This window comes from Aneurinibacillus tyrosinisolvens, from assembly GCF_001015055.1.
GTDB classification, from domain to species: domain Bacteria; phylum Bacillota; class Bacilli; order Aneurinibacillales; family Aneurinibacillaceae; genus Aneurinibacillus_A; species Aneurinibacillus_A tyrosinisolvens.
Genome location: NZ_BBWZ01000008.1, coordinates 61,548 through 87,111 on the forward strand (window position 1 = coordinate 61,548; position 25,564 = coordinate 87,111).

28 protein-coding genes, 1 other RNA gene and 5 pseudogenes are annotated in these 25,564 nt (G+C 45.5%); 26 read left to right on the plus strand and 8 right to left on the minus strand.

Going from position 1 to position 25,564, the window contains the following annotated elements:
* Nucleotides 1-91 precede the first annotated feature (91 nt).
* On the plus strand, nucleotides 92-748 hold the full coding sequence (locus tag MBEAL2_RS09720; RefSeq protein ID WP_047152106.1) for an FMN-dependent NADH-azoreductase: 657 nt from the start codon (nucleotides 92-94) through the stop codon (nucleotides 746-748).
* 42 nt (nucleotides 749-790) lie between these two features.
* Here the strand turns inward: MBEAL2_RS09720 and lepB are convergent, their stop codons facing one another.
* Both lepB and MBEAL2_RS09730 read right to left on the minus strand, forming a co-directional pair.
* Complete coding sequence (gene lepB, locus MBEAL2_RS09725; protein WP_047152107.1) at nucleotides 791-1,339, minus strand: signal peptidase I; 549 nt, start codon at nucleotides 1,337-1,339, stop codon at nucleotides 791-793.
* Between the two features lie 141 nt (nucleotides 1,340-1,480).
* Nucleotides 1,481-1,963: a dihydrofolate reductase gene (locus MBEAL2_RS09730; RefSeq protein ID WP_047152108.1), complete on the minus strand. Its 483-nt coding sequence runs from the start codon at nucleotides 1,961-1,963 to the stop codon at nucleotides 1,481-1,483.
* A 214-nt stretch (nucleotides 1,964-2,177) separates the two neighbouring features.
* On the opposite strand from MBEAL2_RS09730, the gene MBEAL2_RS09735 reads away from it, so the two are divergent.
* From MBEAL2_RS09735 to MBEAL2_RS09770, 8 genes and pseudogenes are all read left to right on the plus strand, one after another.
* Nucleotides 2,178-2,480, plus strand: a complete 303-nt coding sequence (locus MBEAL2_RS09735) for a hypothetical protein (protein ID WP_052947630.1) — start codon at nucleotides 2,178-2,180, stop codon at nucleotides 2,478-2,480.
* Nucleotides 2,481-2,536: 56 nt separating this feature from the next.
* Nucleotides 2,537-3,657: pseudogene (locus tag MBEAL2_RS09740) on the plus strand (mandelate racemase/muconate lactonizing enzyme family protein).
* 187 nt (nucleotides 3,658-3,844) lie between these two features.
* The gene (locus MBEAL2_RS09745) at nucleotides 3,845-4,513 is read left to right on the plus strand and encodes a phosphoadenylyl-sulfate reductase (protein WP_047152219.1); all 669 of its coding nucleotides are present in this window, start codon (nucleotides 3,845-3,847) and stop codon (nucleotides 4,511-4,513) included.
* Between the two features lie 29 nt (nucleotides 4,514-4,542).
* Nucleotides 4,543-5,682 carry a sulfate adenylyltransferase gene (gene sat / locus MBEAL2_RS09750; protein WP_047152220.1) on the plus strand — a complete coding sequence of 380 codons (1,140 nt, stop codon included), beginning with the start codon at nucleotides 4,543-4,545 and terminating at the stop codon, nucleotides 5,680-5,682.
* A gap of 29 nt (nucleotides 5,683-5,711) precedes the next feature.
* Nucleotides 5,712-6,326, plus strand: a complete 615-nt coding sequence (cysC, locus tag MBEAL2_RS09755) for an adenylyl-sulfate kinase (protein ID WP_047152110.1) — start codon at nucleotides 5,712-5,714, stop codon at nucleotides 6,324-6,326.
* 122 nt (nucleotides 6,327-6,448) lie between these two features.
* The gene (locus MBEAL2_RS09760; protein WP_052947631.1) at nucleotides 6,449-6,718 is read left to right on the plus strand and encodes a hypothetical protein; all 270 of its coding nucleotides are present in this window, start codon (nucleotides 6,449-6,451) and stop codon (nucleotides 6,716-6,718) included.
* Nucleotides 6,719-6,884: 166 nt separating this feature from the next.
* The gene (gene comA, locus MBEAL2_RS09765; RefSeq protein ID WP_152667746.1) at nucleotides 6,885-7,649 is read left to right on the plus strand and encodes a phosphosulfolactate synthase; all 765 of its coding nucleotides are present in this window, start codon (nucleotides 6,885-6,887) and stop codon (nucleotides 7,647-7,649) included.
* Between the two features lie 167 nt (nucleotides 7,650-7,816).
* A complete protein-coding gene (locus MBEAL2_RS09770; protein ID WP_082129869.1) occupies nucleotides 7,817-9,100 on the plus strand; it encodes an MFS transporter in 1,284 nt (427 codons plus the stop codon).
* 53 nt (nucleotides 9,101-9,153) lie between these two features.
* Here the strand turns inward: MBEAL2_RS09770 and MBEAL2_RS09775 are convergent, their stop codons facing one another.
* Both MBEAL2_RS09775 and MBEAL2_RS09780 read right to left on the minus strand, forming a co-directional pair.
* Nucleotides 9,154-9,618 (minus strand): DUF441 domain-containing protein, encoded by a 465-nt coding sequence (locus MBEAL2_RS09775; protein ID WP_082129884.1) that lies wholly within the window; start codon nucleotides 9,616-9,618, stop codon nucleotides 9,154-9,156.
* Between the two features lie 42 nt (nucleotides 9,619-9,660).
* Nucleotides 9,661-10,377 carry a 2-phosphosulfolactate phosphatase gene (locus tag MBEAL2_RS09780; RefSeq protein WP_047152113.1) on the minus strand — a complete coding sequence of 239 codons (717 nt, stop codon included), beginning with the start codon at nucleotides 10,375-10,377 and terminating at the stop codon, nucleotides 9,661-9,663.
* A 123-nt stretch (nucleotides 10,378-10,500) separates the two neighbouring features.
* Here MBEAL2_RS09780 and MBEAL2_RS09785 point away from each other — a divergent pair, with 123 nt between their 5' ends.
* The 7 genes and pseudogenes from MBEAL2_RS09785 to MBEAL2_RS34340 all read left to right on the plus strand — a co-directional run.
* Nucleotides 10,501-10,770 carry a YqhV family protein gene (locus tag MBEAL2_RS09785; protein WP_047152114.1) on the plus strand — a complete coding sequence of 90 codons (270 nt, stop codon included), beginning with the start codon at nucleotides 10,501-10,503 and terminating at the stop codon, nucleotides 10,768-10,770.
* A 107-nt stretch (nucleotides 10,771-10,877) separates the two neighbouring features.
* The gene (locus MBEAL2_RS09790; RefSeq protein ID WP_047152115.1) at nucleotides 10,878-11,903 is read left to right on the plus strand and encodes an STAS domain-containing protein; all 1,026 of its coding nucleotides are present in this window, start codon (nucleotides 10,878-10,880) and stop codon (nucleotides 11,901-11,903) included.
* Nucleotides 11,904-12,086: 183 nt separating this feature from the next.
* Complete coding sequence (locus tag MBEAL2_RS09795; protein WP_047152116.1) at nucleotides 12,087-13,103, plus strand: hypothetical protein; 1,017 nt, start codon at nucleotides 12,087-12,089, stop codon at nucleotides 13,101-13,103.
* Nucleotides 13,104-13,146: 43 nt separating this feature from the next.
* Nucleotides 13,147-13,602, plus strand: coding sequence for a single-stranded DNA-binding protein (locus MBEAL2_RS09800; protein ID WP_047152117.1), 456 nt, complete (start codon nucleotides 13,147-13,149; stop codon nucleotides 13,600-13,602).
* A 221-nt stretch (nucleotides 13,603-13,823) separates the two neighbouring features.
* Nucleotides 13,824-14,492 carry a bifunctional transcriptional activator/DNA repair enzyme AdaA gene (locus tag MBEAL2_RS09805; RefSeq protein WP_082129870.1) on the plus strand — a complete coding sequence of 223 codons (669 nt, stop codon included), beginning with the start codon at nucleotides 13,824-13,826 and terminating at the stop codon, nucleotides 14,490-14,492.
* Nucleotides 14,476-15,023, plus strand: a pseudogene (locus MBEAL2_RS09810) (methylated-DNA--[protein]-cysteine S-methyltransferase). Before MBEAL2_RS09805 ends, MBEAL2_RS09810 begins: the two are co-directional and overlap by 17 nt.
* 58 nt (nucleotides 15,024-15,081) lie before the next feature.
* Nucleotides 15,082-15,321: pseudogene (locus MBEAL2_RS34340) on the plus strand (2OG-Fe(II) oxygenase); the annotation flags it as partial.
* Here the strand turns inward: MBEAL2_RS34340 and MBEAL2_RS09815 are convergent.
* Complete coding sequence (locus tag MBEAL2_RS09815) at nucleotides 15,218-16,360, minus strand: AbrB family transcriptional regulator (RefSeq protein ID WP_082129871.1); 1,143 nt, start codon at nucleotides 16,358-16,360, stop codon at nucleotides 15,218-15,220. The pseudogene MBEAL2_RS34340 and the gene MBEAL2_RS09815 sit on opposite strands and share 104 nt — an antisense overlap.
* 462 nt (nucleotides 16,361-16,822) lie before the next feature.
* On the opposite strand from MBEAL2_RS09815, the gene MBEAL2_RS09820 reads away from it, so the two are divergent.
* The 4 genes and pseudogenes from MBEAL2_RS09820 to MBEAL2_RS31050 form a co-directional block, all read left to right on the plus strand.
* On the plus strand, nucleotides 16,823-18,157 hold the full coding sequence (locus MBEAL2_RS09820) for a Mur ligase family protein (protein ID WP_047152118.1): 1,335 nt from the start codon (nucleotides 16,823-16,825) through the stop codon (nucleotides 18,155-18,157).
* Nucleotides 18,158-18,159: 2 nt separating this feature from the next.
* Nucleotides 18,160-18,879, plus strand: coding sequence for a type 1 glutamine amidotransferase (locus MBEAL2_RS09825; protein ID WP_047152119.1), 720 nt, complete (start codon nucleotides 18,160-18,162; stop codon nucleotides 18,877-18,879).
* 141 nt (nucleotides 18,880-19,020) lie between these two features.
* Nucleotides 19,021-19,205, plus strand: a non-coding RNA gene (gene ssrS / locus MBEAL2_RS30125) — 6S RNA.
* A 64-nt stretch (nucleotides 19,206-19,269) separates the two neighbouring features.
* Nucleotides 19,270-19,353 (plus strand): annotated as a pseudogene (locus MBEAL2_RS31050) (SDR family oxidoreductase); the annotation flags it as partial.
* Nucleotides 19,354-19,414: 61 nt separating this feature from the next.
* Here the strand turns inward: MBEAL2_RS31050 and MBEAL2_RS30130 are convergent.
* From MBEAL2_RS30130 to MBEAL2_RS09835, 3 genes are all read right to left on the minus strand, one after another.
* A complete protein-coding gene (locus MBEAL2_RS30130; protein ID WP_152667747.1) occupies nucleotides 19,415-19,549 on the minus strand; it encodes a YqzM family protein in 135 nt (44 codons plus the stop codon).
* Between the two features lie 103 nt (nucleotides 19,550-19,652).
* The gene (locus MBEAL2_RS09830; protein WP_047152120.1) at nucleotides 19,653-20,186 is read right to left on the minus strand and encodes a TlpA family protein disulfide reductase; all 534 of its coding nucleotides are present in this window, start codon (nucleotides 20,184-20,186) and stop codon (nucleotides 19,653-19,655) included.
* Between the two features lie 84 nt (nucleotides 20,187-20,270).
* A complete protein-coding gene (locus MBEAL2_RS09835) occupies nucleotides 20,271-21,026 on the minus strand; it encodes a glycerophosphodiester phosphodiesterase (protein WP_047152121.1) in 756 nt (251 codons plus the stop codon).
* A 266-nt stretch (nucleotides 21,027-21,292) separates the two neighbouring features.
* On the opposite strand from MBEAL2_RS09835, the gene MBEAL2_RS09840 reads away from it, so the two are divergent.
* From MBEAL2_RS09840 to MBEAL2_RS09865, 6 genes and pseudogenes are all read left to right on the plus strand, one after another.
* Nucleotides 21,293-22,024, plus strand: coding sequence for a class I SAM-dependent methyltransferase (locus tag MBEAL2_RS09840; protein ID WP_047152122.1), 732 nt, complete (start codon nucleotides 21,293-21,295; stop codon nucleotides 22,022-22,024).
* Between the two features lie 116 nt (nucleotides 22,025-22,140).
* Entirely contained in the window at nucleotides 22,141-22,548 is a 408-nt protein-coding gene (locus MBEAL2_RS09845; RefSeq protein WP_052947633.1) for a hypothetical protein, read from the plus strand.
* Entirely contained in the window at nucleotides 22,545-23,801 is a 1,257-nt protein-coding gene (locus tag MBEAL2_RS09850; protein ID WP_082129873.1) for an ammonium transporter, read from the plus strand. Before MBEAL2_RS09845 ends, MBEAL2_RS09850 begins: the two co-directional genes overlap by 4 nt.
* Nucleotides 23,802-23,861: 60 nt before the next feature.
* Nucleotides 23,862-24,169: pseudogene (locus tag MBEAL2_RS09855) on the plus strand (winged helix-turn-helix transcriptional regulator).
* Nucleotides 24,170-24,236: 67 nt separating this feature from the next.
* The gene (locus MBEAL2_RS09860) at nucleotides 24,237-24,680 is read left to right on the plus strand and encodes a TFIIB-type zinc ribbon-containing protein (protein ID WP_047152123.1); all 444 of its coding nucleotides are present in this window, start codon (nucleotides 24,237-24,239) and stop codon (nucleotides 24,678-24,680) included.
* Between the two features lie 86 nt (nucleotides 24,681-24,766).
* Nucleotides 24,767-25,489: a polyphosphate kinase 2 family protein gene (locus MBEAL2_RS09865; RefSeq protein ID WP_047152124.1), complete on the plus strand. Its 723-nt coding sequence runs from the start codon at nucleotides 24,767-24,769 to the stop codon at nucleotides 25,487-25,489.
* The last annotated feature ends 75 nt before the right edge of the window (nucleotides 25,490-25,564 follow it).

A 25,564-nucleotide genomic window follows, 5' to 3' on the forward strand; every position in this document is an offset into this window, starting at 1 on the left:
TTAACTTGACATTAGTAAGTAAGTTATTTTATTATATTTACATAGAGAATGTTTAGTTTGTTATTTGCACATAAGAAAGGGAGAACGAACAATGGAGAAAGTATTATATATTACCGCAAATCCGAAGGCGGAAGAGCAATCATACAGCCTGTCTGTCGGCGCAGCTTTTTTGGAAGCTTACCGGAAGGAAAAGCCGGAAGATGAAATTGTTGAATTAGACCTCTATCAAATGGACGTTCCATTTATTGATGCCGATGTTTTTAGCGGATGGGGAAAACTTGGCGAAGGTGTACCGTTTGCGGAATTAACGCAGGAGGAGCAGCAGAAGGTTGGCCGTATAAACGAATTGGCGGATCAGTTCGTTGCCGCAGACAAGTATGTTTTTGTAACACCAATGTGGAATTTAGGCATGCCTCCTAAGATGAAAGCATATGTTGATACGTTCTTTATGGCGGGAAAAAGCTTTAAATATACAGAGAATGGTTCGGTTGGGCTTCTCGGAGGCAAGAAGACCGTCCATATCCAGGCACGTGGAGGCCTGTATTCCGAAGGACCGGCTGCGGAAGTGGAATTTGGTGATAAGTACTTAAAAGCGGTTATGAACTTCGTTGGAGTGACTGATTATGAATCGGTTATTGCTGAAGGAATGGCCTATACACCGGAGAAGGCAGAAGAGATTAAGCAGCAGGCGATTGCTTACGCACAAGAGACTGCAAAGCGGTTTGCGGGGCAAACGGTGTCAATTTAATACATAGAAGGCAGATGCTCATCCGCATCTGCCTTTTTCTCATTAGAAGAGCTTTGTCCCGAGAACATGGTCCAGCGGCACACAACCGATATACCGGCTGTCGCTGCTGTTGTTTCGATTATCCCCCATCACAAAAACAGCATCTTTCGGAACGACTACTCTCTCAGCTGAAACATATTCCATCGTCTCTTTTATGTACGGCTCCGTAAGGGCTGCCCCGTTTCTATATACTTTGTTGTCTTTAAATTGAAGAATGTCCCCAGGCTTTCCGATGACTCTTTTTATCCACATCTCGTCGCTGTACTGATTAGTAATGAGGCTTATTAACGGATTGTCCAGAAAATCGTCTTTAAGCGTACGCTCCCGGTTGACTCGGCTGTCAATGATGACAATATCGCCGTAATGAGGTTCCAGATGGAGAGTATGCGTCAGTTTGGACACATAAATACGCTGCTCATCCTTCAGGGTAGGCTGCATTGAATATCCGAGTACCTTGGAAGGCTGGAACAAAAATACACCGACAAGGATAGAAATGCACGCAACAATTGCCATCGCGCGAACCCAGCTTACAACCTCTTTTATTGCCCCCATACAATACCTCCATGATTTTATAGCAAGTCTCTAATTGAGTTGCTTCTATGAATATTTTACCATGAAAGGGGAAAGCGGAGAAGTGTAGAACACATTGCTTCAAGGGCAGTTTCGCCGGACGGAAGATCTTCCAGCCGTTCATCATCTTTTTCTTTTGTAAACGAGGAAGTAATAGGTGTATGGATTTTTTTCATCTTTTATTCCGGCTTTTCTTGAAACGAGTTTCCACTCCTCTTCACTAATTTCCGGGAAAAAGGTGTCGCCTTCAAAGCTTTCCTCAATCAGCGTAAGGTAAATTGTGTCCGTGTAAGGAAGGAACTGCGCAATAATCTGGGCACCTCCAATTACATCGATTTGTTTTCCGTCGAATGCGGAAAGGGCTTCTCCTACAGAATGAACGATAATACAGCCTTCCGCTTCGTACGCTTGATCTCTTGTAAGGACAACATTTTCCCTGCCTGGGAGAGGCTTTCCGATTGCCTCGTATGTTTTTCGGCCCATCACAATGACATGGCCTATGGTAACTGCCTTGAAGTAGGCCAGGTCGGCCGGAAGGTGCCAGGGAAGGCGGTTGTCTTTTCCGATCACCCTGTTTTGGTCCATTGCAACAACAATTGAAATCATACCGAACGCACTCCTTTGTTTAATGAAATGATGAGCAGGGGCTTTTATAGCATATTCCACAATTTTAGCATGCAGTGAAGCATTTTGTTCAGTTTACCCTGTTTCCGTCTCCTGTCTTCTTTTCATGTATGGTTGTCCCTCCAATTGGATACTTTAATGTCTATATAAAGGATGATATGAAAAGTCTGCCATGAAAAAGATTGGAGGAAGAGCAGTGCCGAAAAAGAACGCTCCTACGTATCCGAATGAATCGTTTACACCGCTGTCGACAGAGTATGATCAAACCCATACGGTCAATTTGGAAGAATTTCCGGAAGGACCGTATGGTGCTGCTATTAACCTGGATATTTCGAAGGATGAATGGAAAGAGGGGATGCATTCTGCCCCGGTCCAGGCATACGAAGCGAGAGGGTTCCATGAAGGAATACCGAGGCAGGATCCGGCTGCCCATGATACGCATGACGATCCGAATACGAATGAACAGGATCCGTATAACTTAACGCATGCCCCAAAATAAAACCGCTCTCCAGCGGTTTTCTGTTATGATACCGCAATAGGGAAGGAGACTGTACCTTGAAGATAGAAAAGGTTGAAACATTTCCACTGCTGCACAGGCTCCCCCAGCCATATGGCGACGCGAATGGATTTAAAAAATATAGAAGCTGCTTCTTACTGCGGATTATTACCGACTCAGGGATTGATGGGTGGGGAGAATGTGTTGACTGGCTTCCTACACTGGAAAAGGGATTTCACGAAAGAATTATCCCTTACTTAATCGGGAAGCGGGCAGAAAACCGCCTTCCGTTAGTGAAGGTCATCAAGAAATGGCACCAGCGGGCAGCGGCCGGTGTCAGCATGGCTTTAACTGAGATTATCGCGAAGAAAGCGGGTCTTTCCATTTGTGATTTATGGGGAGGGAGATGGCAGGATACGATTCCCGTCTATGCTTCTTTTCAGTCCTATTCCGAGGATTTGGACTGGGAGGGGCATTCGATCCGGCTGGTTGAACGGGCTGTGGTTGATGGATTCACCCGGGTAAAGGTGAAAATCGGAGGGAAAACGATTGAGGAAGACCAGCGCCATATTGCCGGGCTTCAGTCAAAGCTTCAGGAGAGCATTTCTATCGTCCTTGATGCCAACCAGAGCTACGATGCGGCAGCGGCCAGAGAATGGGAGCCGTATTTCTCGAAGTGGAATAATTTTCTCTGGCTGGAGGAGCCGATGCCGATGGATCGTATAGCGGAATATAAATTTTTAAGGAGCGCGCTGTCCATCCCGCTTGCCGGGGGAGAAAATATAAAAAGCGCGAAGGATTTTCTTCCCCTTATAAAGGATAATGCCATTGATATACTCCAGCCGGACCCGATGCACCAGGATGGAATTGATGGGTATCGTGAGTCACTGCAGTTGGCCCGGCTATCCGGTTTGCGGGTGTCTTCGCATGTGTTTGATGGAGGGCTAAGCAGGCTGTATGCATTGCTCGCACACGCGTGTCTGCCCCCGTGGAGCAAGATGGAGGGCGAAACGGCAGAGCCGGTAGAGTGGGACGTGATGGAGAACCCATTTACCCGTTTGCTGCCTATAGACCTTCCGGCGGACAGGTGTGCCTCCCGGATGGTATCGGCCTCGGGGTTGAACTCGATTGGGATATCATTCGGAAATACCGCTGGGACGGTGCAGCATACGTTGAATAAAGGGCAAAGACAGCGGAAACCTGTCTTTGCCCTTTTTTTACGGATATGGAACCTTAGGCAAATACCCGCAATATAATAAAAAATTGAAAGCCGTGTTCTTACTGTTACGTTCCTAAATGGATGGAGGGGGAAGACAGCATTGGAAAATGAACAAATCTCGTTCCGGCAGCTCCGGGATGAAGACTATATCGCATTAAATCAAGAGCTGAATGCGAAGGATACGCTGGACGTTTTGAAGTGGGCGTATTCGACCTTCGGCGATGAGATTGTTTATGCTTGCAGCTTTGGGGCAGAAGGAATGGTGCTTATCGATTTAATCAGCAAAATTCGTAAGGATGCAAAGGTCGTCTTTCTTGATACGAATGTCCATTTCAAAGAAACATATGAGCTGATTAAGCGGGTACAGCAGCGGTACCCTTCGCTTCGCATCGAATTGCTTCAGCCCGGGTTAAGCCTGGAGGAGCAAGCATCCCGGTACGGAGACGAATTGTGGAAGAGTAAGCCTGATCAATGCTGCGCCTTGCGCAAGCTGGCGCCGCTGGAAAAAGCGCTGTCCGGCGCAAGGGCATGGATATCCGGCCTGCGGAGAGATCAGTCGCCCACCCGTAAAAATACACAATATGTAAATTGTGACCGCAAATTTTCTTCGATAAAGATATGCCCGCTTATCCACTGGACCTGGAATGACATATGGAAGTACATTACGCTGCTTGATTTAGAATATAACGAACTGCATGATAAGGGATATCCGAGCATTGGCTGTGAGCACTGTACACTCCCGGCTGCGAATACAGACGATATGCGGTCCGGGCGCTGGGCCGGTTTTGGAAAAACAGAATGCGGGCTGCACCAATAAGCGTAAATGCCGGCAGGGAATGGAGTGAAATGACCATGAACGAACCACATGGTGGAGCGCTGGTAGATCGAATCGACTTAACTTATGATTATTCCGCTATATTGAGTGAAATTGAGCTCGACAGCATGGCGCTTTCTGATCTTGAACTTATTTCGATCGGGGCATACAGCCCGATTACAGGATTTATGGGCCAGGAGGATTATCATCGGGTTGTTCACGAGATGAGGCTTGCAAGCGGGCATATCTGGAGCATTCCGATTACACTTCCTGTTTCGCAACAGGTCGCAGGAACACTGGAAATTGGAGAAAAGGTAAGGCTTACGTATGAAGGGGTCGTATACGGAATTCTGAAGCTGCAAGAGAAATATACACCTGACAAACAGGTAGAAGCGGAGAACGTTTTCAGGACATGTGATATAGCCCACCCCGGTGTCAAAAAACTTCTGGAGAGGCCTGAGGTCTACCTTGCGGGCCCGGTTACGCTGGTGAGGCGGCCGGAGAAGAAGTTTACGGAATTTTATTTAGATCCGACTGAAACGCGAAAAGCTTTCGCGGCACGGGGGTGGAAAACGATCGTAGGATTCCAGACAAGAAATCCGGTTCACAGGGCGCATGAGTACATCCAGAAATCAGCGTTAGAAATTGTGGATGGGCTCTTTCTAAATCCGCTTGTTGGGGAAACAAAATCCGATGACATCCCTGCAGATATTCGGATGGAAAGCTACCAGGTACTGCTTACTACGTATTATCCCCAGGATCGTGTTCTTCTGGCAGTGTTCCCTGCAGCCATGAGATACGCAGGCCCGCGGGAAGCAATTTTTCATGCGATGGTGCGTAAGAACTATGGATGTACGCATTTCATTGTAGGGCGCGATCACGCGGGGGTAGGCAGCTATTACGGAACGTATGATGCACAGCGGATTTTCGGGAACTTTACGGAAGAGGAGCTTGGAATTACCCCCTTGTTTTTTGAGCACAGCTTCTATTGCCGGAAGTGCGGAAACATGGCTTCGGCTAAAACGTGCCCGCATGGAAAAGAAGAACACGTTGTTCTTTCCGGAACGAAAGTAAGGGCAATGCTGAGCAGCGGGGAAGTTCCCCCTCCGGAATTTAGCCGCCCAGAGGTTGTAGAAGTGCTTATCCGGGGAATGCGGACATCAGCCCGTTAATAAAGATAAAGACAATGGAAGGTGATTTGATGTCGAATCAAACTCCAGCCCATATTGTATGGCATTCTACTGCGGTTACGAAAGAAGTGAGGCAGAAGCTGAACAGCCATAAGAGCGTGATTTTGTGGCTTACAGGCCTTTCAGGTGCAGGGAAGTCAACGCTGGCTAACGAAATTGAACGGAAGTTATATGCAAGAGGCCTGCGCACCTACTTATTAGATGGTGACAATGTCCGGCACGGCATAAATTGTGATCTCGGGTTCAGCCCCGAAGATCGGAAGGAAAACATACGTAGAATCGGAGAGGTTGCTAAGCTTTTTGTTGATGCCGGAATGATTGTGTTAACCGCGTTCATTTCTCCGTTCCGCGAAGATAGAGCGCTTGCCAGGCGGATTGTGGATGGTGGAGAATTCATTGAGGTGTATGTGAAGTGCTCACTCGACGAGTGCGAGAAGCGGGACCCCAAAGGGCTTTATAAGAAAGCAAAAGCAGGGGAAATCCGTGAATTTACAGGTATTTCTTCTCCTTATGAAGAACCCGATTCACCGGAAATTGTGATTGAGACAGATAAACAATCTCTAGAGCAATCAGCCGATATCATTGTGCGGTATCTAGAGTCTAAAGAGATTATCCCGACTGGTTAAGCTATAGAGACACGGCCGATCACCGTTGTGCTTTTGCTGTGAATGGAACAAATACCCTTTAGCCATCCTAAGTAATGAAATCCAAAAATAATACTTTGATGGAATGAAAGGGGCTGTACGGTATGTTGTATTTTAAACCTGAGTTTCGCGGGGAGCAGAGCGAAATTCTTAATGTTGTGGACGCGGAAGGCAGTGCGGTAGGATTTATTTCCTCCGTATTCAAGGAGAACAAAGACCTTTATATTATGGGGCAGCTTGAGAAAGAAGGGGAAAAACAGAATTTCATCGATATTGTTTCGGCGTATGTTACGGGGATGAAAAAATCTACGCTTGGCGACGGTGAAACGGAACCGAGCTTTATATCCATCTCGGCGGAGAACGGCTTGATTTAAATGGTGACAAGAGCAAATCCGATAGTAAATCGGGTAACAAATCGGAGAACAGCCAGTAAGCGAGAACATTTATAGGCGATGGCGCATAAGATGGTTTGCGGAGAAGATTTACCCAGAAGGAGGGAATTTTTCCTGTGAACCATCTTCAAACAATGTCAGCCATCCCTTGCTTGTTGAAGAAATCGGGAAAAGAGAAGGCAAGCCCCGGCGTAATGGGTTAACGATGCTCATTGATAAAGGAGTCGGGCTCGCATCGTTCGAGGAAACGCTGCAGCTCGCCGGTGGGTATATTGATTTTATAAAACTCGGTTTTGGCACTACGCTGCTATATCCAATGGAAGTGCTCAGCAAAAAGCTGCTCCTGGCAAAGAAGGCGGGTGTCACCCTTTACCCCGGAGGAACGCTGTTCGAACTCGCTTACCACCGCGGTTTCATAAATGAACATTTTGAATTTATGAAGGAAGCAGGCTTTACACACATTGAAATTTCTGACGGGACGATTAATCTGCCCGAGAAAGAACGCAGAAGTTTGATACGGGAATCAAAAGAACATGGCTTTACCGTCATTACCGAGTGCGGGAAAAAAGCAGTAGGATCCTATCTGGAAATAGAAGAACTTGAAAAAACGTTCTATTCTGATCTGGAATCCGGCGCTTCCCATGTCATTGTAGAAGGAAGAGAATCAGGGGAAAATGTCGGTATTTATGATAAAAATGGGTGCGCGGATACAGAGTTTCTCTGTGCCATTGAAAAAGTCTTTTCCGGAGAAGCCATGAATCACCTTATATGGGAAGCGCCCCGCAAAAGCCAGCAGACCGAATTGATTCTTTTCTTCGGAAAAGGGGTAAACATGGGCAACATTCAGTTTGAGGATGCATACAATCTTGAATGCCTTCGCAGGGGATTTCGTTTCGATACGTTTGTGAAGTAGCCCTCGTTCTATGGGGCATAAATACGAGGTGATAGCCTTCCCAATGGCGGAAGGCTATTTTTTATTCACCGCAAAAGAGCGGGAAGGAACAGAATAAAAGGGAATTATTTTGTTATCCTAAAGGAAGTGAACACTATGTAAAGTACAACGTAATTGGAGGAAGGAAAATGGAGGCAACAAAAAAAGGGGTCTCAGTCATGATCGCCATCGCTTTAATTCCTTTGGTGATGGTGCTGGGGAATTCAATGCTGGTACCTGTTCTTCCCACAATGGAATCTCAACTGGGTATATCCCAGTTTCAGTCAAGTCTGATTATTACGGTGTTCTCCTTTGCTGCTGGTGTTATTATTCCCCTGGTCGGTTATTTGTCTGACCGCTACGGGCGAAAAATGATTATTGTTCCCTCGCTCATTGTATATGGACTTGGATCGATTGTCTCCGGATTGGCCGCCTGGCTTATGGAAAATTCTTACACGATGATTATTGTCGGGAGGGTTATCCAGGGAATCGGAGCGGCAGGAACGGCGTACATTGCCATGGCGCTGGTCGGTGATTTATATTCAGGGGGACAGGAAAGCAAGGCGCTCGGCGCTTTGGAATCAACGAACGGACTGGGGAAAATTTTATCGCCGATTATTGGCGCCCTGGTTGCCATTATCGCCTGGTATGCCGCATTTTTTGTTTTCCCGGTTATTTGTTTTGCGGTGGCTGTATATGTTTGGTTCGGAGTGCCGGAGAAGAAAAAACCGAAAGGAAAGCCGCTTGGACCGTACTTACAAGCACTAAAGCAAGTTTTTGCAAGCCAGGGCAAGTGGCTAATCCCTGCTTTTTTTGTCGGGGCCACCGGCCTGTTTATTCTTTTTGGGGTTTTGTTTTACTTATCAGATGTATTAGAGGAAACCCATCAAATCGATGGGATATTAAAAGGCACGATACTGGCCATTCCTTTGTCAGGCATGGTCATCACAGCCTACATCACAGGTGCGCAAATCAAACAAAACAAACCGCTAATCCGAAAGCTCATGCTCATTGGCCTCGTGTTATTAACGGGTTCCATGGCTGCTGTCGCTTTCTTTGAGCAGCTTTACGTTATGATTGGGCTTCTAACGTTGGGAAGCGTTGGAACGGGGCTTGCCCTCCCTTGTTTGAATACCCTTATTACAGCAGCGGTAGACAAATCAGAAAGAGGAATGATTACATCGTTGTACGGAAGCGTCCGGTTTCTTGGTGTTGCTTTTGGCCCGCCGATTTTTGGCTGGCTTATGAAGATTTCACACCAGGTATTATTCTTTAGTGTAACGGGATTAAGTTTAGTGACGTTAGTTCTGGCTTATTTCTTCATAAAGCCGGGGGTAAAGGGAAAAGGGAATACCGAACAGAAGGGCAAAGCAAGGGATCAAGGTCAAATTACAGAGACTTTGTTCAGAAAAAGAGAAAAAGCGCCGACATGAGGCACCACAAAATAGAGCAGCCGGTTGCTGGTTGCTCTTTCGTATGAATTCCATTAGAGAAAGTTTGAAAATGAATAGATAAGTTTCATCAACAGAGCGGTAATCGCTGCTGCCATAAGAGGCCCTACCGGAATCCCGCGAAGAAAAACAATCCCGATTATCGATCCTACGACCAATCCAACAATTAAGTGGGGTTCAGCCCGCAGCATCTCCAGCCCTTTTCCGTTCATATACGTAGCAAGGGCTCCTCCGGTCAAGGCTACCGCTCCGCCCAGTGTTGTGAACAGCGGAACAATGTCTTTGGAAGAGATTTTTTCGCTGGCAAAGGGAACCAATACTGATATCGTTAGAAAAAGCAGGCCAAGCTCCATGCCGCGCCGCTCGACAGCGGGAAAAAAGCGCTCTAAAGAGGTAAGCTTCAGGACGAGCAGCATGCTAGCTGCTGTGGCGATAATCGGTGAGCGTCCAATAAGGCCTGTGATAATGAGAATAACAAGCGCAACTTCTCCTGAAAACATATGCATGTCTATCGAACCCCTGTCCTTTTATTCTCTTCACTATTATGAGACAGGAAGGGGAAGTATTCTTCTTTCTCGAACAACAGGGACAATTTTGAGCAAATCGACCTGGCTGCAGTACACAATATCTTCTGTATATTGATGCTGAACAAGGCGTTTGCCGGTCGTTGTTTGCTGGAGCTTTGCGGGCAAATTGTGTGCGAACTGGCAATAGCACGCTTCCATAGCCTGGCTTAAGTCGCATAGTTGTATAGAGGGAACGAGCTGCCTCGCGACTTGAACCATCTTCCCGGCAGCCAGGCCGTCCTCAAGGGCAAACTCCTGCCGTGTTCCCGCACAGTAAAGGGTAATGTCGTGATGTCTCGCTATCGCTTCCTTTATACACGCGGTCGCATTCAGAAGGCAGCCTATGAATACATTTTCCGCTCTGGCCGCCTTCTGGATTGCCCTCGTACCATTCGTTGTCGTCAGAACGAGGCTCTTGCCTGTATGGTCAGATTGGCGTAAGGCGGTTGGCGAGTTGTTATAATCAAAGTCAGGAATTTTCTTGCAATTGCGTTCCCCCGAAAATATTGTGTTTTCAGACCGCAAATCATATGCCTGCTTTAATGTTTCAACGGGAAAAACGGATGCGAAACCGTAGTGTAAGGCGGCTACGATCGTGCTGGATGCCCTAAGAACGTCAATAACAACTACCGTGCGCCCGACAATTTGCTCCTGACGAACTTCCTCGACGGTTTGCACAACTTCGATTCGCATAACCTTCCCTCCGTTTGAATGGGCTTATGAATGTAGTGTATGCGGAATCGGGTAAAGAAGTTCCCCGCCCCTAGACTATTTGCCATAGTACATGCATACCTTTTGAATAGAGGAGGGAAGAGAATGTTAGAAAAGGCGATTATAGGAATGGCTTCTTTACGATTGATATCTGGCTCGATTGAAATTATAGCTGCACTATTGTTCATCAAGTTTAACCAGGTGGAAAAGGCGCTGCTCATTAATTCAGGTCTGGCTCTCATGGGTCCGACGGTTCTGCTCCTTACGACAACCATTGGACTTGTCGGTATGGCGGATCGGATCAGCGTGGCAAAGATAGCGTGGATCTTCGCAGGAATCGCCTGTATTTTTGTTGGAGTGAGGAGCGATAGCTAAATCCGGCAGTTCCTTTGTTTCAGTTTTGTCTATTGCGGGTAAAACATAAGGTTGTGATGAACATCATAGAACCTGTGAATAGATAGCAGAAAGGAATCGGACAATTTATGGAAAAAGAGCAAACAATACAAGCTAAAATTAACAACACGTCTTTTACATGGGATACGGAACGGGGCATCTTTCGATTCGACGGAGCGGACGTCGTCCTGTTCTGGATTGAATCTGCTTTTAAGACATTGCTTGATACGATTGAAGAAGTATCGGGACAGGAGTCTGCAACCGTTGTGCTGGAAACCGCGGGGTATAGAATGGGAGAAATTGTGGCTGGTTATTACCAGACATTTACGGATATAGGAGAAGTTATTGCTTCATTACCGGGAACGTATACGGCTGCCGGCTGGGGAAAAATGACGATAGATTCTTTCGATCAGGCTAACAGGAAGGCTGTCGTTCGGATGGAGAACAGCTGGGAATACCGGGTAAACCGGGTACAGGAGAAGCAGCTTCCCGGTTCTTTTCTTGCGGGGCATTTAGCTGGAATTTTCACCGGGTTGTTTAAGGAGAACATGTGGTATCGAACGATAAAGAGCCAACTGCTGGGAGATGAATATGATGAGTTTGAGATTTTTGCTTCCATTGTAACTCCGGCGAGCAATATTCATGACTTGATTCGTCAAACTGAACAACACCAGATTAAGAGCTTAGAGGAGAAGGTGGCGGAGCGGACTAAAGAGTTAAATACCCTTATTCAAGATTTGTCGGTTCCTGTCATCCCGGTGCTTGATAATGTGCTCGTTATTCCGCTCATTGCGAAATACGATGCAAAACGGGCGGAAGAGTTAATGGAAAAGGCGCTGTTCGGCGTAACTGAGCATCAGGCGAAATATTTAATTCTCGATTTGACGGGATTGAAAGGGGTGGACGAGTACACGATTGCTCTTCTACACAAACTGGTCCAATCAACGGCGCTAGTTGGGGCAACCTGCATTCTGGTCGGTATTTCGCCTGAACTGAGCGTTGAAATCGTCAATTCGAATTTCAGTATTAACGAAATCATTTGCTTTTCTACGCTGCAGCACGGGATTTACTATGCACTGGCACAGGATAACCTGCAAATCTTAAAGAAGTCTTAATCACCACCGCACATTTGTGCGGTTTTTTTGTAGTAAATGTAGGCAATAAGCTTGTCAAGACCTATTCTTTATCGTATAATAAGAACATAAGTTCGTAAAAAACAGATTGAAAGGTTCTTACTTATCGAACATGAAGATCTCCAATCGTCTTTGGGTGGGCACACAAGAGAGGAGAAGGCGTATATGAATATAGAGAAGATGGCTTTATCATTGGGAGTGGAACTTCCGGAAAATCTTACGAAACGTTTGCAGGAGAAGGAAAACTGGCTGCGCCTTGCTGACGCTCCGTTCCCTTACCGGCACTATAAGGTGAATTACGATGGAAGCATTTATATATCACAGCAGTGCATTGCGGACCGGAACGCTTTGCTCTTCGATCAATATCGTTATGATGCCGAAGAGGCACAGGTCAATACGGACAGGTGGTCTGTCGGAGTCTGGGTTCGAATGCATGCAGTCATTAATGGCGTGGAGCATTCGATTCGCCAGTATGGAGTAAACATGGTCAACAAGCTGCGTACTGAGGTAAAGCCAAGCGGAGATACCGTGGAACAAGCAATTAAATCAGCCGTTTCCGACGGAATGAAGAAATGTAGTTCCTGGCTCGGCATCGCGGCTCACATTTATCGTGGCGAAGTGATTTCCATTAAGCCGAACCGTGATCAAGAGGGCAGAGTACAGAGCAAGTTTTATATGCAGACCCTAGAGAAGTTTGGCCTGTCTGAATACAATTACCGCTATGGAATTCCGGTCCTTCCTGATGCGTTTAAACCGTATTATGAAAAGATGGGCTGGACGGACGGCATTTTCTATTCGGATGTTTACTACTTCAAGAACAAGCAGGCAGGGGAACGCGAAGCAGATGCTCCGTCCCAGGAGAAAGTGCAGAAGCAGCCTGAGAATGCCGTTGAAGCAGGGGAACAGGAAGAGAAGCCTTCCTTTATTAATGAGAAGCAGGCAGGGTTCCTGCGGGGGCTTATTCACGACTTTAACAAGGAAGCACAGGAAGAAGATATCGTACAAGTTATCGCAGCGTATCTCCATAAGAAAAGGATCGATGTTGTGAAAGAAGTGGAGAGTCTCGGCAGTAAGTTCGATGGAGTTCACATGCTCCCGGCTGAGCATTTCCCGGCGATCCAGTATTACTTTAAGCAGCTTAAAAAATCACGGCTGGCAAATGCGGAAGAAAAAACAGCCTAATGATATCAAATAATATCGGAAGAACGGAAAAGAGGCGGTATGAATGCTGAATAGGGCGGTTTTATTAGGACGTTTAACTAAGGATCCGGAGCTTCGTTATACACAAAGCGGGACGGCGGTTGCAACATTTACGCTGGCAATCGACCGGAGGGTAACGAACCAGCAGGGAGAGAGGGAAACTGATTTTATCCCGATAGTAGCCTGGAGCAAGCTGGCCGAATTATGCGCAAACTACTTGAAGAAAGGCCAGCAGGCCGCGGTAGAGGGGCGCATCCAGGTCAGAAACTATGAAAACAAAGAAGGGCAGAAGGTGTATGTTACCGAGGTAATCGCGGACAATGTTCAATTTCTAGGCGGCGCCGGCCAGGGCCAGTCCGCGGAAAAAAGCTCCGCAGGAGAAACGGCGGGAGCCCGCTCAAATCCGTGGGACGGGAACAGCAATCCTTTTGCGTCCGGCAGCGGGCCAATTGATATTTCGGATGATGATTTGCCGTTCTGACTTTGACATTTGCATAATGAAAAATAAGACCGTATAATCCTTGTATTTAAAGGGTTTTCGGTCTTTTTTGTTAGGAGAAGAAAGCAGCGCTTGCTTAAGCAACGTTCTAGTAAAGGAATCTTTGCAAAAAAACACGGGCAATTTCGATATCTTGCTATTACATTCGCAGATGCGTACATAAGGCCATGATCGGAGGTATACTGTTGGTGGAGGTGAGGCAAATGCAGGGCGATATAAAAGGGCGAGGACACGAGGATACGTCCAGGGTACATTGTGACGTACATGTAGCAGACACCGATGAGGAACGCATAACAGAAGAGAAGTGGCAAGCGATTCTACATAATGATGCTTCTTACGATGCTGCGTTTATTTACGCCGTAAAGACCACGGGTATTTTTTGCAGGCCGTCTTGTAAGTCCAGAACGCCAAAAAAGGAAAATGTGCGCCTGTTTCAAAACGCACAACAAGCGCTGTCAGCAAATTTTCGTCCATGCAAACGATGCAAACCGACCGGCGAGCGTTTGCCTGATAATGAGTGGGTGGCTCAAATCACCCGATACATCGACACGAATTACAGTGAAACGCTGACGCTGGAAACCCTGGCCGATATGTGTCATGGCAGCCCTTATCATTTGCACCGTACATTCAAGCGGATCAAGGGAGTAACGCCGATCGAATATATCCAGCAGACGAGAATAGCCAGAGCTATAGAGTACCTAATCAATTCGGATAAAGCAGTTGCAAGTATTGCTTTGGCTGTCGGTATGTCTAATACACCTTATTTTATAACGGTGTTCAAGAAGAAAACCGGGCGTACGCCTGCAGCCTATCGCCAATTAAATCGCGCTAAACATACTATGGAGGTGTTACACAGTGGAAGCAAAAACTAACCTGACGATTTACTGGACACTGCTGGTTCATCAAGAATGGAGCCTATACATGGCCGCGACGTCAAAAGGGCTTTGTTACGTAGCTCTCAGAATAAGTCATTTGAAGAATTATCTGATTGGGCCAAGAGCCGCTTTCCCGGCAGCGTATTGGTTCAAGATGATAAAAAATTACAGCCGTATGCGGCAGAATTAATCGAGTATCTCCAGGGAAAGCGCAGATCTTTTACCGTACCGTTTGATTTCCACGGCACAGCGTTTCAGATTGCCGTGTGGAATGCGCTCTGCGAGATTCCTTACGGACAAACCCAGTCCTATTCGGATATTGCGAATTATATTCAAAAACCGGCTGCCGTACGTGCGGTTGGAGCTGCGATTGGCGCGAATCCGGTTTTAATTACCGTACCGTGCCACCGGGTCATCGGTAAAAATGGCTCGCTCACCGGCTACCGGGGCGGTTTGGACATGAAGACACAACTCCTGCATTTGGAACGGGAAAATTCATGGGTTGAAAGGAGTACACTACGTGCCTAATCGCCTTGCAGAACGAATGGCTGCCTTAAATTGGAATGTGCTGCAACAGACGCTGGACGAGCAGGGGACCGGACTTATCTTTCCTACGAATCACCGGCCTGTCTTAGGAACGCGCGGGTATTATAAGAACACATTACGGCACGGCGTTAGCACGATTACTTCGGGAACGAGGTATACCAAATTGAAAATGTACTTTAAGGAAATCGCCCTTTCTTTTTTAAAAACCCTTTTGGCGTACGAAATTCACGTTTTGTTAGCGACCCCCTTAACAGGCGAAATAGAGGGGGGAGAAGAATAAAAATTGTAAGCAGTCGCAGTGATTGAACAGCCACAACAAACGCAGCATTCGCATGGAGTGACAATGAGGCTGTGGCCATCTCAGCGACACCTCCTGGAGCAAATGACAAGATGGCGGTAACTAAAGGAATGCCGGTTACCTGAGATACGCCAATCGAACACAATAGCATAACTACCATGAGACCCCCGGAACTAAGTAGGCCAACAAAGACGATTCGTTTAGCTCCTTCAAACATTTCCTTGTTTAACTTAGATCCGATACTAGCTCCAATAAAAATCTGGGCCAAAGTAATGAGCCAATGAGGCCACCATGGGACGAGTTTTTCCCCACTTAAAAATGAACCGAGCATTTCCATCCCTGCAACACCCATCATGCCTCCAACCAACCAGGGTGCAGGAAGCTTGAGCCGTTTACCCAGATAATATCCTCCCCAAGCCGCAAATGCCAGTACAAAGGTCCATAGTAACGCCCCTAAACTAGTCCCAGTTTCTAGCGCCATACTAAAAACAGATGTCTCTCTACCCCAGTAGGATGCCATAAGAGGTATGATACCAACGACCAAAAAAAGACGAATCATTTGAACAATGCTTACTACAACTATATTGGCCCCTATCTCCTCAGCAATACTTGGCATCGCCGATACACCACCGGGAGCGGTACCGAATAGGCTAGTCAACAAATCTGATTCACTATAACGCCATAGAAAAAGACCGGAAAGCAAAGAAAAAACAATGGATAAAAGCAGCATTACAATAATGATCATCCAGTTATTTCCAAATGTTTGCAGTACCGATAAAGTCATTTGTCGACCTAATGTTATGCCTAAAATCCATTGGCCAATGTGCCTCCAATAAGGTTCGATTGTCATATGATGTGAGCTCAACCCAGCCCACTTTGGTCGCCAAAATGAAAGTAACCCAGTCATAATCAGTGTTCCAACCATCCAACCGATCGACATACCAGTTAAAGAAAGGAGGTAGCCACCTATGCTGCCTAATGCAATGAACCAAGTATTTTGAAGAAATATCTTTCCTTTCATTTTATAGTATTACCCATTTCTAATGGGGTCTTATTAATTTGTTGCGCCATTTTTAATCCCTTCTTGTCTAATATTTATCCCCTCATTTAGTACATGCTGTGTTAATCGTTTGTACTTTAAATTTTCACAAAACAATTATCCAATTTTAACTTTAGGATACTTAAAGTTTCTACCTGTTATACAAGCAGTAGTAATTTTGCTATCTAAAACCTTGTTGCTTAAATAAATCAAGATTATTTTTACCGGCAGCCCTTATCTTCTCTCATTAACTTCTAATGTAAAGGAAACATTTTATTAACATTTCTTGTTTAACATTAAATTATTGTTCCCTATCCTGGTTAGCAAGCCTGCAGGTTATATATCTGGACATACTATACGTATAGGTCATTCATATATCCGAATATAAAATATCTTCTCTAACTGATTTACTCCCATCTGTAGTATGAACCAGGAGGAAATACCATGAAATCAAATGTAGCTATTTTATCAGGTAAATTCGCGGAGAAAGTAAGCCGAACCATCGGGTATGACGGTACGAATATACCGGGTGTTGTAGCGCGTAAAATTGCCCCTGATTTATTAAAAACACTGGCGAATCAAGTTGAACATCTTATTCTTATAACAGGCACCAATGGAAAAACGACGACATCTAACCTGCTGGCAAGTATTTTAAGGGCAGCAGGAAAGCTGGTATTCAATAATGAAGAAGGTGCGAACCTTATAACGGGGATTACCGCTTCCTTTGTAAAGCATGCCAGAATATCCGGAACAGTTCCTTATAAGTACACCGTGATTGAAGTGGATGAAGCTGCCCTGTCTCAAGTCGTGAAACAAGTTCAACCTGAAATGGTCGTATGTACGAATTTTTTCCGGGATCAACTTGATCGTTTTGGGGAAATTGATACGTTAATAAATACAGTGAGTGAAGCGCTTATGCCCATGGAAACAAAGCTCGTTTTAAATGGGGACGACCCGCTGGTTATGCGGTTGAACAAACTACAAAAGAACACCGTCTTTTTTGGGATGAACAAAAAGGTGGAAGGGTTCCAACAATATAATGTCAGTGAATCTAAATTTTGCCCGGACTGCGGGAACGAATTGCAGTATGAAGCCATCCATTATGGACAATTAGGCCATTATTCATGCAGCTGCGGATTTGAACGCCCTACCCCAATGTATGAAGTCGATACCCTTTCGCTTGGACATGCCACCTCTTTTACGGTGAATGATTTCACATATCACCTTCCAATTGACGGGATTCACAATGTATACAATGCTCTTGCTGCCATTGCCTGTGCAAAGGAGCTTGGAATTGAAAATGCTGACATTGAAAAGGGATTCCTTTCTTATGAAGCATCTAACGGGAGAATGCAGACCTTCGAATATAAAGGTACGCCCTATGTCTTAAACCTTGTGAAAAATCCAGCTGGTATGAACATTACTCTTTCCCAGCTTTTAATGGACGAAGAGGGTAAACAAATTGGGATTATTTTAAATGATTTAAAATACGATGGAACGGATATTTCCTGGATTTGGGATGCGGATTTTGAACAGCTAAACCGGCCGGATGTCAAAACAGTTGTATGTGCGGGGACTCGCGCCCATGACCTTGCACTCCGCATTAAATATGCGGGGGTTGATGCAAATAAAATCATCATCCTTCACTCTTATGACGAAGTAGTTGATTACTGTATTGAACACCCGATGAAAACATTTCTTCTTCCGAACTATACGGCATTAGATCCTATTCGAAAAAAACTCGGGTCTAAAATCGCACAGAAGTCCAAAGGAGCATAACCATGCAGCTTACCATAAATCATTTCTTTCCAAAAAAATTAAATCTGTACGCGGATCGGGGCAACATTATTACGCTGCAAAAACGCTGTGAGTGGAGAGGGATCACTTCAAAGGTCGTTGAGGTTCATACGATTGAGGATGCGAATGTAGCGGAAGCGGATATTTTAATTATTGGCGGCGGAAGTGACAGGGAACAAAGTTTGGTAACAGATGAGCTTACAAAAATTCAAAGCGAATTGAAAGCGGCCATCGAGGATGGCGTTTCCTGCCTTGCCATTTGCGGTGGCTATCAATTCCTGGGGGACTACTATCAGCTGCCTGACGGTAACAAATTACCCGGGCTGCAGCTATTTGATTTCTACACGATTTCAAAACCAGGAAGGTTAACCGGCAATATTCTATTAAATTCCGGGAAATTCGGAAAAGTTGTTGGCTTTGAGAATCACGGCGGCCGCACCTACCACTCTTATAGGCCGTTGGGGGAAGTTGTTAAAGGACAGGGCAATAACGGCGAAGATGGCAAGGAAGGTATTCACTATAAAAACCTGGTTGGAACGTACCTGCACGGTCCCCTCTTACCTAAAAATCCGCAAATTGCGGATTGTCTCATTTCTAATGCACTAGAAAGAAAGTACGGAAATGTTAAATTATTCCGATTAGATGACCACCTGGAAAGCATTGCAAAAAACCGGATTTGGGAAAGAGAAGCAAACCGCCAGTAAGGTATAAAAGGCGGCTTTTGTGAGAACAATAGGAATAGATCACAGGCTCCAATATGTAAGAGGGAAGAATTTAGAACTTCATTCCCATCCCTGGAGCATTGCATTTTTGAACGTTCTGCGGTACTATTATATCTGTAAACGAAATGCCTGCGATGTGCGATCCATTTTATATGTTTCGAACCTTACTATTTAATCGGGAGTTCAACATTAAACTGTGGACACTATGCTCGGTCTGAATCCCGAGACAGTGGAGATGGTTTTGCGAACACCCACCTGCGAGAGCGGGTTATGAAACATTAAGGTGGAACGGCATAGGCGGGGATATACATAACAAACGAAACGTTTTTCATTTGATGAAGAGCGTTTTTTTTTATTTCTAAATATATAACGGTGTTTCTTGCATCGGAAGCATCGGATTATGTTACGGGGCAGTCGCTTTTCGTTGATGGAGGCATGACCATTTACGGATTCTAATTATTTATTCTCGTGCCATAAAAAACTCTCATTTGTTGTGAGAGTTTTTTTATGCCCGTTATTATTGCTTAAAATATTCAATCACGGTAAAGGCGATGAAAATCAGCATGAGAATTCCGAAAGAAGCACCAAAACCAACAGACGAGTCAATGACGTCATTTTGTTCTTTGTCCAAGTTTATATTCGGGTTTGCCATTCCTTCTATCACCTCCATTTTCCATCATACTATATGATCATGTATCCCGCCTATGCCTGTAATAGGTGAAGGTGTGACAATTTTGCTAGTTTTCAAAATTACACTACGGTGTAAGCATCTTTTGAATGGTTTTTTCAAGTTCTTCCGGAGGGAGCATTCCCTCGCCGACATAAACGATTTTTCTGTCCTTATTCACAAAATAATTCGTAGGGAAGCCCTGGATGTTATACTTATCCGTTATGTCGCCCTGCCTGTCCCACAGTGCCGGGAATGGAAGGTGAAAGAAGTCAACAAACTTCCGCGCATTGTTCTCTTTATCATTAATGGTAGCATTGACGGCAAGAATTTCAAACTGCCCGCCATATTTCTTATAAAGGGCAATCAGATGGGGGGTCTCCATCCGGCACGGGCCGCACCAGGAAGCCCAGAAGTTAATGATGACCGGTTTCTTTATATCAGACAGACGGTATGTTTTTCCGTCCATTCCTGTGAGCGTAAAGTCAGGAGCAAGAAATCCAACCGCCGCTTTTTCTTCCTGCTTTATATTGCCTGCTGACTGATGTTTGAACATATTCGTATAAACCGTATAGCTAACGAGAAGGACAGCCAGCAGTATAATTGCAGTTCCTTTTTTCATAATCGTCCCTTATTCCTCCCGACTTCTGAATTCTGTTCCTTTTCTCCGATTATAATATAAAATTGCTTCATTTCATTGAATACGTCAACTTTTTTTTCTTCCTGTACGCGTGGAGAACAGCAGGTTATGTGCGGTTTTCGGCTGGGATGTAATAATTCCATCTGTCCCAAGCCGGATCATTTTTGCTATATCTTTTTGTGTGTTCACGTGATAGGGGATGACTTTAAGATCGTTGGCACGGCACAGTGACAGCATTTTTTCGTCCACTTCCTGCAGGGGCGGGTGTACATACGTGCAATTGTATTCCTTGGCATATTCCCAGGGGGAGCGCAGGTGCCCGAAATACAGCAGGGCAACAGGCGAAGGGCAATGGCTTTCCTGCAGGATTTGGAGGCTTAGTGGATTGAAGGTTGAAATGACGATTTTCTCCCCCAGTTCGTATTGTTTGATGAGCTCAATCACCCTGTTTTCCAGTCCGTTCTTCATAGCAAAGAAGTTTTTCAGTTCAATATTGAGCAGGATGTCTTTTTGCATGACTTTGTTGAAAACTTGCTCCAGTGTTGGTATTTTTATTCCGGCAAAGCGCTGATTTTTCCAACGTCCTACATCCATTCTTCGCAATTCTTTCAGTGTATAATCACCGATTTGCCCTTTTTTTCCCGTAATTCGGTGTAAGGATACATCGTGAAAAACAACAACATGGTTGTCTTTCGTAAGCTGAACGTCAAGCTCAATGCCGTTTGCGCCTTGCTGTACCGCTTTAGAAAAGGACAGCAGTGTATTCTCCGGGTAAAAAGCAGAGGAACCACGGTGTGCATAAATCGTAAAGATGTCGTCCATATTATATGCCTCGCTTATTTCATACTGTATAGTAGTATAAAATATGCGCGAAGTACGGCACTAATGAATGGCCGTAACGAATGAGCCCGGTCAATGTGTTATTGTGGGCAGGAAGTATGATACAATAATGATATAATTTGTAGCAAAATCCAGGCTGGAAGTCGCCTGGATTTTTACTTGGTAGATAAGGGGCAACTAAGGCGATCACCAGCGCCTACGGCTTGGTGCTAGCCAAGTTTTCTTTAGCGAACGGAGGGAATCGGAAGGTGGAAGAAGAATGGTTTGTAAAGTCGTTTCAAGAAGATTATTCTACGCTATATAAACACAGGGATGAACAAGCGGCCCGAAAAGAAATTGCCAGTTTACTGAAAGCCCTTCCGCTGCCCCAAAAAGGAAGAGTGCTTGATTTCTGCTGTGGAGACGGAAGGCACTCCCGCTCGCTTGCAGATCACGGGTATGAAGTAGTGGGGTTTGATCTTTCCACGTATCTCCTGGAACAGGCACGGGAAAAAAGCCAGGGATACCCTATTACCTACTATTGTTACGACATGAGGGAAATTCCGTTTGAAAATGAATTCGATATTGTGTTTAACCTGTTCACAAGCTTTGGCTATTTCAGCAAAGATGAGGAAAATGAACAGGTGGCACTTCGGATGGGACAGGCACTAAAACCGGGCGGGCACCTTATTTTAGATTTTTTAAACCTGCTTTATACAGAAGAAAACCTTGTCCCCCTGTCCACCCGTCAGATGGAAGGGAAGGAAATTGTTGAGCGGAGAAAGATAGAGGGCGGTTTCGTTATAAAGGAAATTCTTATTTCGGAAAACGGCCAGCAGCGCCAGTTCTGGGAGCGGGTTCGCCTCTACAGCAAGGAAGAGATTTCCGCCATGTTAGAGAAGGCCCAGGTAAATGTTAAAGGCGTGTATGGGGACTATACGCTTGCCCCCTATTCTTCAGACAGCAAGCGGATGATTATTCATGGCATAAGCAGCAAGTAGTTGAAAAGAATAAATAAAACGGTGAAAAGATCGGAAAGTAGAATTCCGGTCTTTTTTCTTTGCGGAATCATGATATAATGTTAGGAAATATAACATTATAAGTCAGGTGATATAACGTGAGAGTCGAGATTGAGGCTGCAAATACAGTGCTGTTGGAACAATGCCGGGCTGATTTACTACGCGTTTGTTTTGAGAAGATGGAAAAGAGCAGAAACAGCAAGATTAAAGAACTGCGGGCAAGAATGGAGAGATACGAGAAGAAAAGGGCGCAGGAACAAGCGGATTACCACAAGATGTCAATGTTTCGGAGATTGTTGAGTGCTAGAACGCCTGACCATCACCTGGCGGTTGAACAAACCGTGTATATAAAACTGCCGATGGAAGAGATTGAAAAACTAAATGCAGAAATTACGCTTTTACGAGGATCGATACGGCAAATAGATGAACATGCAGATTCGGTAGTAATCAGTGTCCGGTTTAAAGATGAACTGGTCCAACTGTATTGGAAAGAGGGCGAGGAATGATGAAGGAGATACATGCGTTAAGTGCCGGGATGGATACGATCTGGATTGTGCTTTCGGCAGCCATGGTTTTATTAATGGAGGGTGGATTTGCCCTGCTCGAAGCGGGGTTTGTCCGGAGAAAAAACTCTGTCAGTATTATTATGAAGGTATTCGCCGATATTACGTTTGGAACGCTTTGTTTTTATCTCGTTGGTTTTGCATTGATGTACGGAAAAGATGCGCTCTCTTTCATTGGAACGAGCGGATTTATGATACAAGGGGATTTACAGCACCTCACGTATCCGTTCAGCCATGACACTTTTTTTATTTTTCAAGCGGCATTTGTCATTGCGGTTATTTCTATCGTATCAGGAGCTGTGGCCGAGCGGGTTCAATTTCGCGCGTACTTGCTTTATGTCATTGCCATGACTTCCGTCATTTACCCGCTCTCCGGCCATTGGGTATGGGGCGGAGGCTGGCTGGGAGATATGGGGATGCTTGACTTTGCCGGGGGAGCCACCATTCACGCGATGGGAGGATTCAGTGCCCTGGCTGCGGCTAAAATGATAGGTCCTCGTTTTGATAAATACCGTGGAATAGGCGGGCACGTTATTATTCCGGGCAATATTCCGCTCGCCTCTGTGGGCGCGTTCCTGCTCTGGTTTGGCTGGTTTGGATTTAACGCCGGGTCTACGCTGAGTGCCTCGGATATAAGAATTGGCCATATCGCCGTTTCAACTATGCTCGCTGCGGCAGCCGGAGGAGCGATTACGCTTGTGTATACGCTGTTTCGTTATGGGAAAGCAGATGCACCGCATGTGATTAACGGCTCGTTAGCCGGGCTGGTAGGCATTACCCCGGGCTGCGCATTTGTAAATGATAATGCAGCGATTCTTATTGGGATGATTTGCGGAATGGCGATGATGGCTGCCACCCACGTACTGGACGTGCGAAAAATTGACGACCCGGTTGGTGCATTTCCGGTTCACGGAATATCCGGCATTATCGGGACGCTTGCTGTCGGGTTCTTTTCCATGGATAAAGGCCTCTTGTACGGAGGGGGCTGGCATTTGCTTGGAGTTCAGGCGCTTGGCCTTCTTGTTATTTGTATGTGGGGCTATGGTGCAACCTATGTATCCATGCGGCTGATTTCTCTATTCACTCCTCTGCGCGTGTCGGAAGATGAAGAAAAGATTGGGCTTGATATTTCACTGCATGGTATTATGGCAACAAGTGATGAAGATACATTATCCGTTGATGGGAAATATAGATAAGAGTATCTTATGTTTGTATCACAGCATATTCGTGTTACAATAAAAAAGGAGGTGTGTGGCTTGGATTATAGTAGGATGTGCCCAAAATACGAATCAGCTATCGAACTATTAGGCAAGAAATGGTCCGGTTTGATTATTCGCGTATTGCTTGGCGGCCCGAGAAGGTTTAAAGACATTAAAGCCCAAATCCCCGAAATGAGTGACCGTATGCTAACCGAACGGATTCGTGAGTTCGAAGAAGTAGGCATCATGGAGCGAAAGTATACCCGGAAACTCCGGTGCGAATAGAATATGAATTAACGGAAAAAGGACGGGACATGGAAAGCGTAATACAGTCCATTCAACAATGGGGAGATAAATGGATGTAAGGAGCGGCCGGACTGTATTTCATTCTGGCCTCTTTATGATCCGAGGTATGAGGAAAAGGGGAGCGAAATGAAGCAACTAACATGCCCGCGCTGCGGAAAAGAAATTACCGGGAATCATGAGTATGAAGTAAAATGCTATCAGTGTGGAAAATACAGCTATCTTTCAGAAAACAAATCGTTTGAGGAAGAAAAAGCGAAGTTGTATCCTATAGCCCGGCAGTACGCCTATGCATATGTGCCGGAAAATGTGCGTGAATATGTGGATAAATACGGGTTGGCCCAATCGGGGCCGACGACGTTGAAATGGTTCAAAGACCATGAGCAAGAAGCGTACGAGAAAATCGTGCAATTTATCAACGAACGCATAACGGGGGAAACGCTGTGGACACTGCAGAAGCAATATGATGGAAAGGGGCCTTTTCTGCTCTATGCCCTTGATTCTCTCTCGTTTCCGATTAAGCGCGCACCGCTCGATTGGGATTTCGAGCAATCAGACAGCTTTGATTTTTAGTAATTAGAAGGCCTTTATCTCGGTTGGACGAAGATAAGGGCTTTTTTATATTGGGTAATGGATAGAAAGCGAAGGGAGAGGACTCGATGAAGCTACATGACCTGGATTTGACGAAAAAGTATGAATCAAAAAAAGAATACAAGGAAGAATTGAAACAATACCAATTAGAACTTCTCTTCATGCAGCGGCGCTTTCACCAGCTCGGGATTCCCGTTATTATCGTGTTTGAAGGATGGGATGCAGCCGGAAAAGGCGGTGCCATAAGAAGGCTGACTGAGAAAATTGACGCGCGCGGCTTTCAGGTGCATGCCATTAGCGCACCGAACGAGGTGGAGAGGCAATACCATTATTTATGGCGTTTTTGGAATCAGCTGCCCGCAAAGGGTCACATGAATATTTTTGACCGTTCCTGGTACGGCAGGGTTCTTGTTGAAAGGGTGGAGAAGTTCGCCGCCAGGGAAGAATGGAAACGCGCCTATGATGAAATCAATCAGTTTGAAAAACTGCAGGCAGATGATGGAGCGCTTATTCTAAAGTTCTGGCTCCATATTAGTAAAGACGAGCAGTTGGCGCGCTTTGAGGAGCGCAAGAACAATCCGTTCAAGAACTGGAAAATTACGAATGAGGATTGGAGGAACCGGGAGAAATGGGACAAGTATGTGGAGGCTGTCGAGGAAATGCTCGATAAAACAAACACGGACTACGCTCCATGGATTCCTGTCGAGGGGAACTATAAATGGTATGCACGGGTGAAAGTCATAAAGAAAATCGTGAAGGCAATGGAGGAAAAGCTGGAACAAGTGCAATAAAGGGGAAAGTATTGCGCCTTTACGCACTGCATGATAAATTAGTGTCATAAAATATTCACAAATAGAGAGCAGCGG

Coding starts and splice junctions, on each gene's coding strand:
- MBEAL2_RS09720 (WP_047152106.1), top strand. CDS start 92: ATGGAGAAAGTATTATATATTACCGCAAATCCGAAGGCGGAAGAGCAA.
- lepB (WP_047152107.1), bottom strand. CDS start 1,339: ATGGGGGCAATAAAAGAGGTTGTAAGCTGGGTTCGCGCGATGGCAATT.
- MBEAL2_RS09730 (WP_047152108.1), bottom strand. CDS start 1,963: ATGATTTCAATTGTTGTTGCAATGGACCAAAACAGGGTGATCGGAAAA.
- sat (WP_047152220.1), top strand. CDS start 4,543: ATGACCATGAACGAACCACATGGTGGAGCGCTGGTAGATCGAATCGAC.
- cysC (WP_047152110.1), top strand. CDS start 5,712: ATGTCGAATCAAACTCCAGCCCATATTGTATGGCATTCTACTGCGGTT.
- MBEAL2_RS09760 (WP_052947631.1), top strand. CDS start 6,449: ATGTTGTATTTTAAACCTGAGTTTCGCGGGGAGCAGAGCGAAATTCTT.
- MBEAL2_RS09770 (WP_082129869.1), top strand. CDS start 7,817: ATGGAGGCAACAAAAAAAGGGGTCTCAGTCATGATCGCCATCGCTTTA.
- MBEAL2_RS09775 (WP_082129884.1), bottom strand. CDS start 9,618: ATGTTTTCAGGAGAAGTTGCGCTTGTTATTCTCATTATCACAGGCCTT.
- MBEAL2_RS09780 (WP_047152113.1), bottom strand. CDS start 10,377: ATGCGAATCGAAGTTGTGCAAACCGTCGAGGAAGTTCGTCAGGAGCAA.
- MBEAL2_RS09785 (WP_047152114.1), top strand. CDS start 10,501: ATGTTAGAAAAGGCGATTATAGGAATGGCTTCTTTACGATTGATATCT.
- MBEAL2_RS09790 (WP_047152115.1), top strand. CDS start 10,878: ATGGAAAAAGAGCAAACAATACAAGCTAAAATTAACAACACGTCTTTT.
- MBEAL2_RS09795 (WP_047152116.1), top strand. CDS start 12,087: ATGAATATAGAGAAGATGGCTTTATCATTGGGAGTGGAACTTCCGGAA.
- MBEAL2_RS09800 (WP_047152117.1), top strand. CDS start 13,147: ATGCTGAATAGGGCGGTTTTATTAGGACGTTTAACTAAGGATCCGGAG.
- MBEAL2_RS09805 (WP_082129870.1), top strand. CDS start 13,824: ATGCAGGGCGATATAAAAGGGCGAGGACACGAGGATACGTCCAGGGTA.
- MBEAL2_RS09815 (WP_082129871.1), bottom strand. CDS start 16,360: ATGAAAGGAAAGATATTTCTTCAAAATACTTGGTTCATTGCATTAGGC.
- MBEAL2_RS09820 (WP_047152118.1), top strand. CDS start 16,823: ATGAAATCAAATGTAGCTATTTTATCAGGTAAATTCGCGGAGAAAGTA.
- MBEAL2_RS09825 (WP_047152119.1), top strand. CDS start 18,160: ATGCAGCTTACCATAAATCATTTCTTTCCAAAAAAATTAAATCTGTAC.
- MBEAL2_RS30130 (WP_152667747.1), bottom strand. CDS start 19,549: ATGGCAAACCCGAATATAAACTTGGACAAAGAACAAAATGACGTCATT.
- MBEAL2_RS09830 (WP_047152120.1), bottom strand. CDS start 20,186: ATGAAAAAAGGAACTGCAATTATACTGCTGGCTGTCCTTCTCGTTAGC.
- MBEAL2_RS09835 (WP_047152121.1), bottom strand. CDS start 21,026: ATGGACGACATCTTTACGATTTATGCACACCGTGGTTCCTCTGCTTTT.
- MBEAL2_RS09850 (WP_082129873.1), top strand. CDS start 22,545: ATGATGAAGGAGATACATGCGTTAAGTGCCGGGATGGATACGATCTGG.
- MBEAL2_RS09860 (WP_047152123.1), top strand. CDS start 24,237: ATGAAGCAACTAACATGCCCGCGCTGCGGAAAAGAAATTACCGGGAAT.
- MBEAL2_RS09865 (WP_047152124.1), top strand. CDS start 24,767: ATGAAGCTACATGACCTGGATTTGACGAAAAAGTATGAATCAAAAAAA.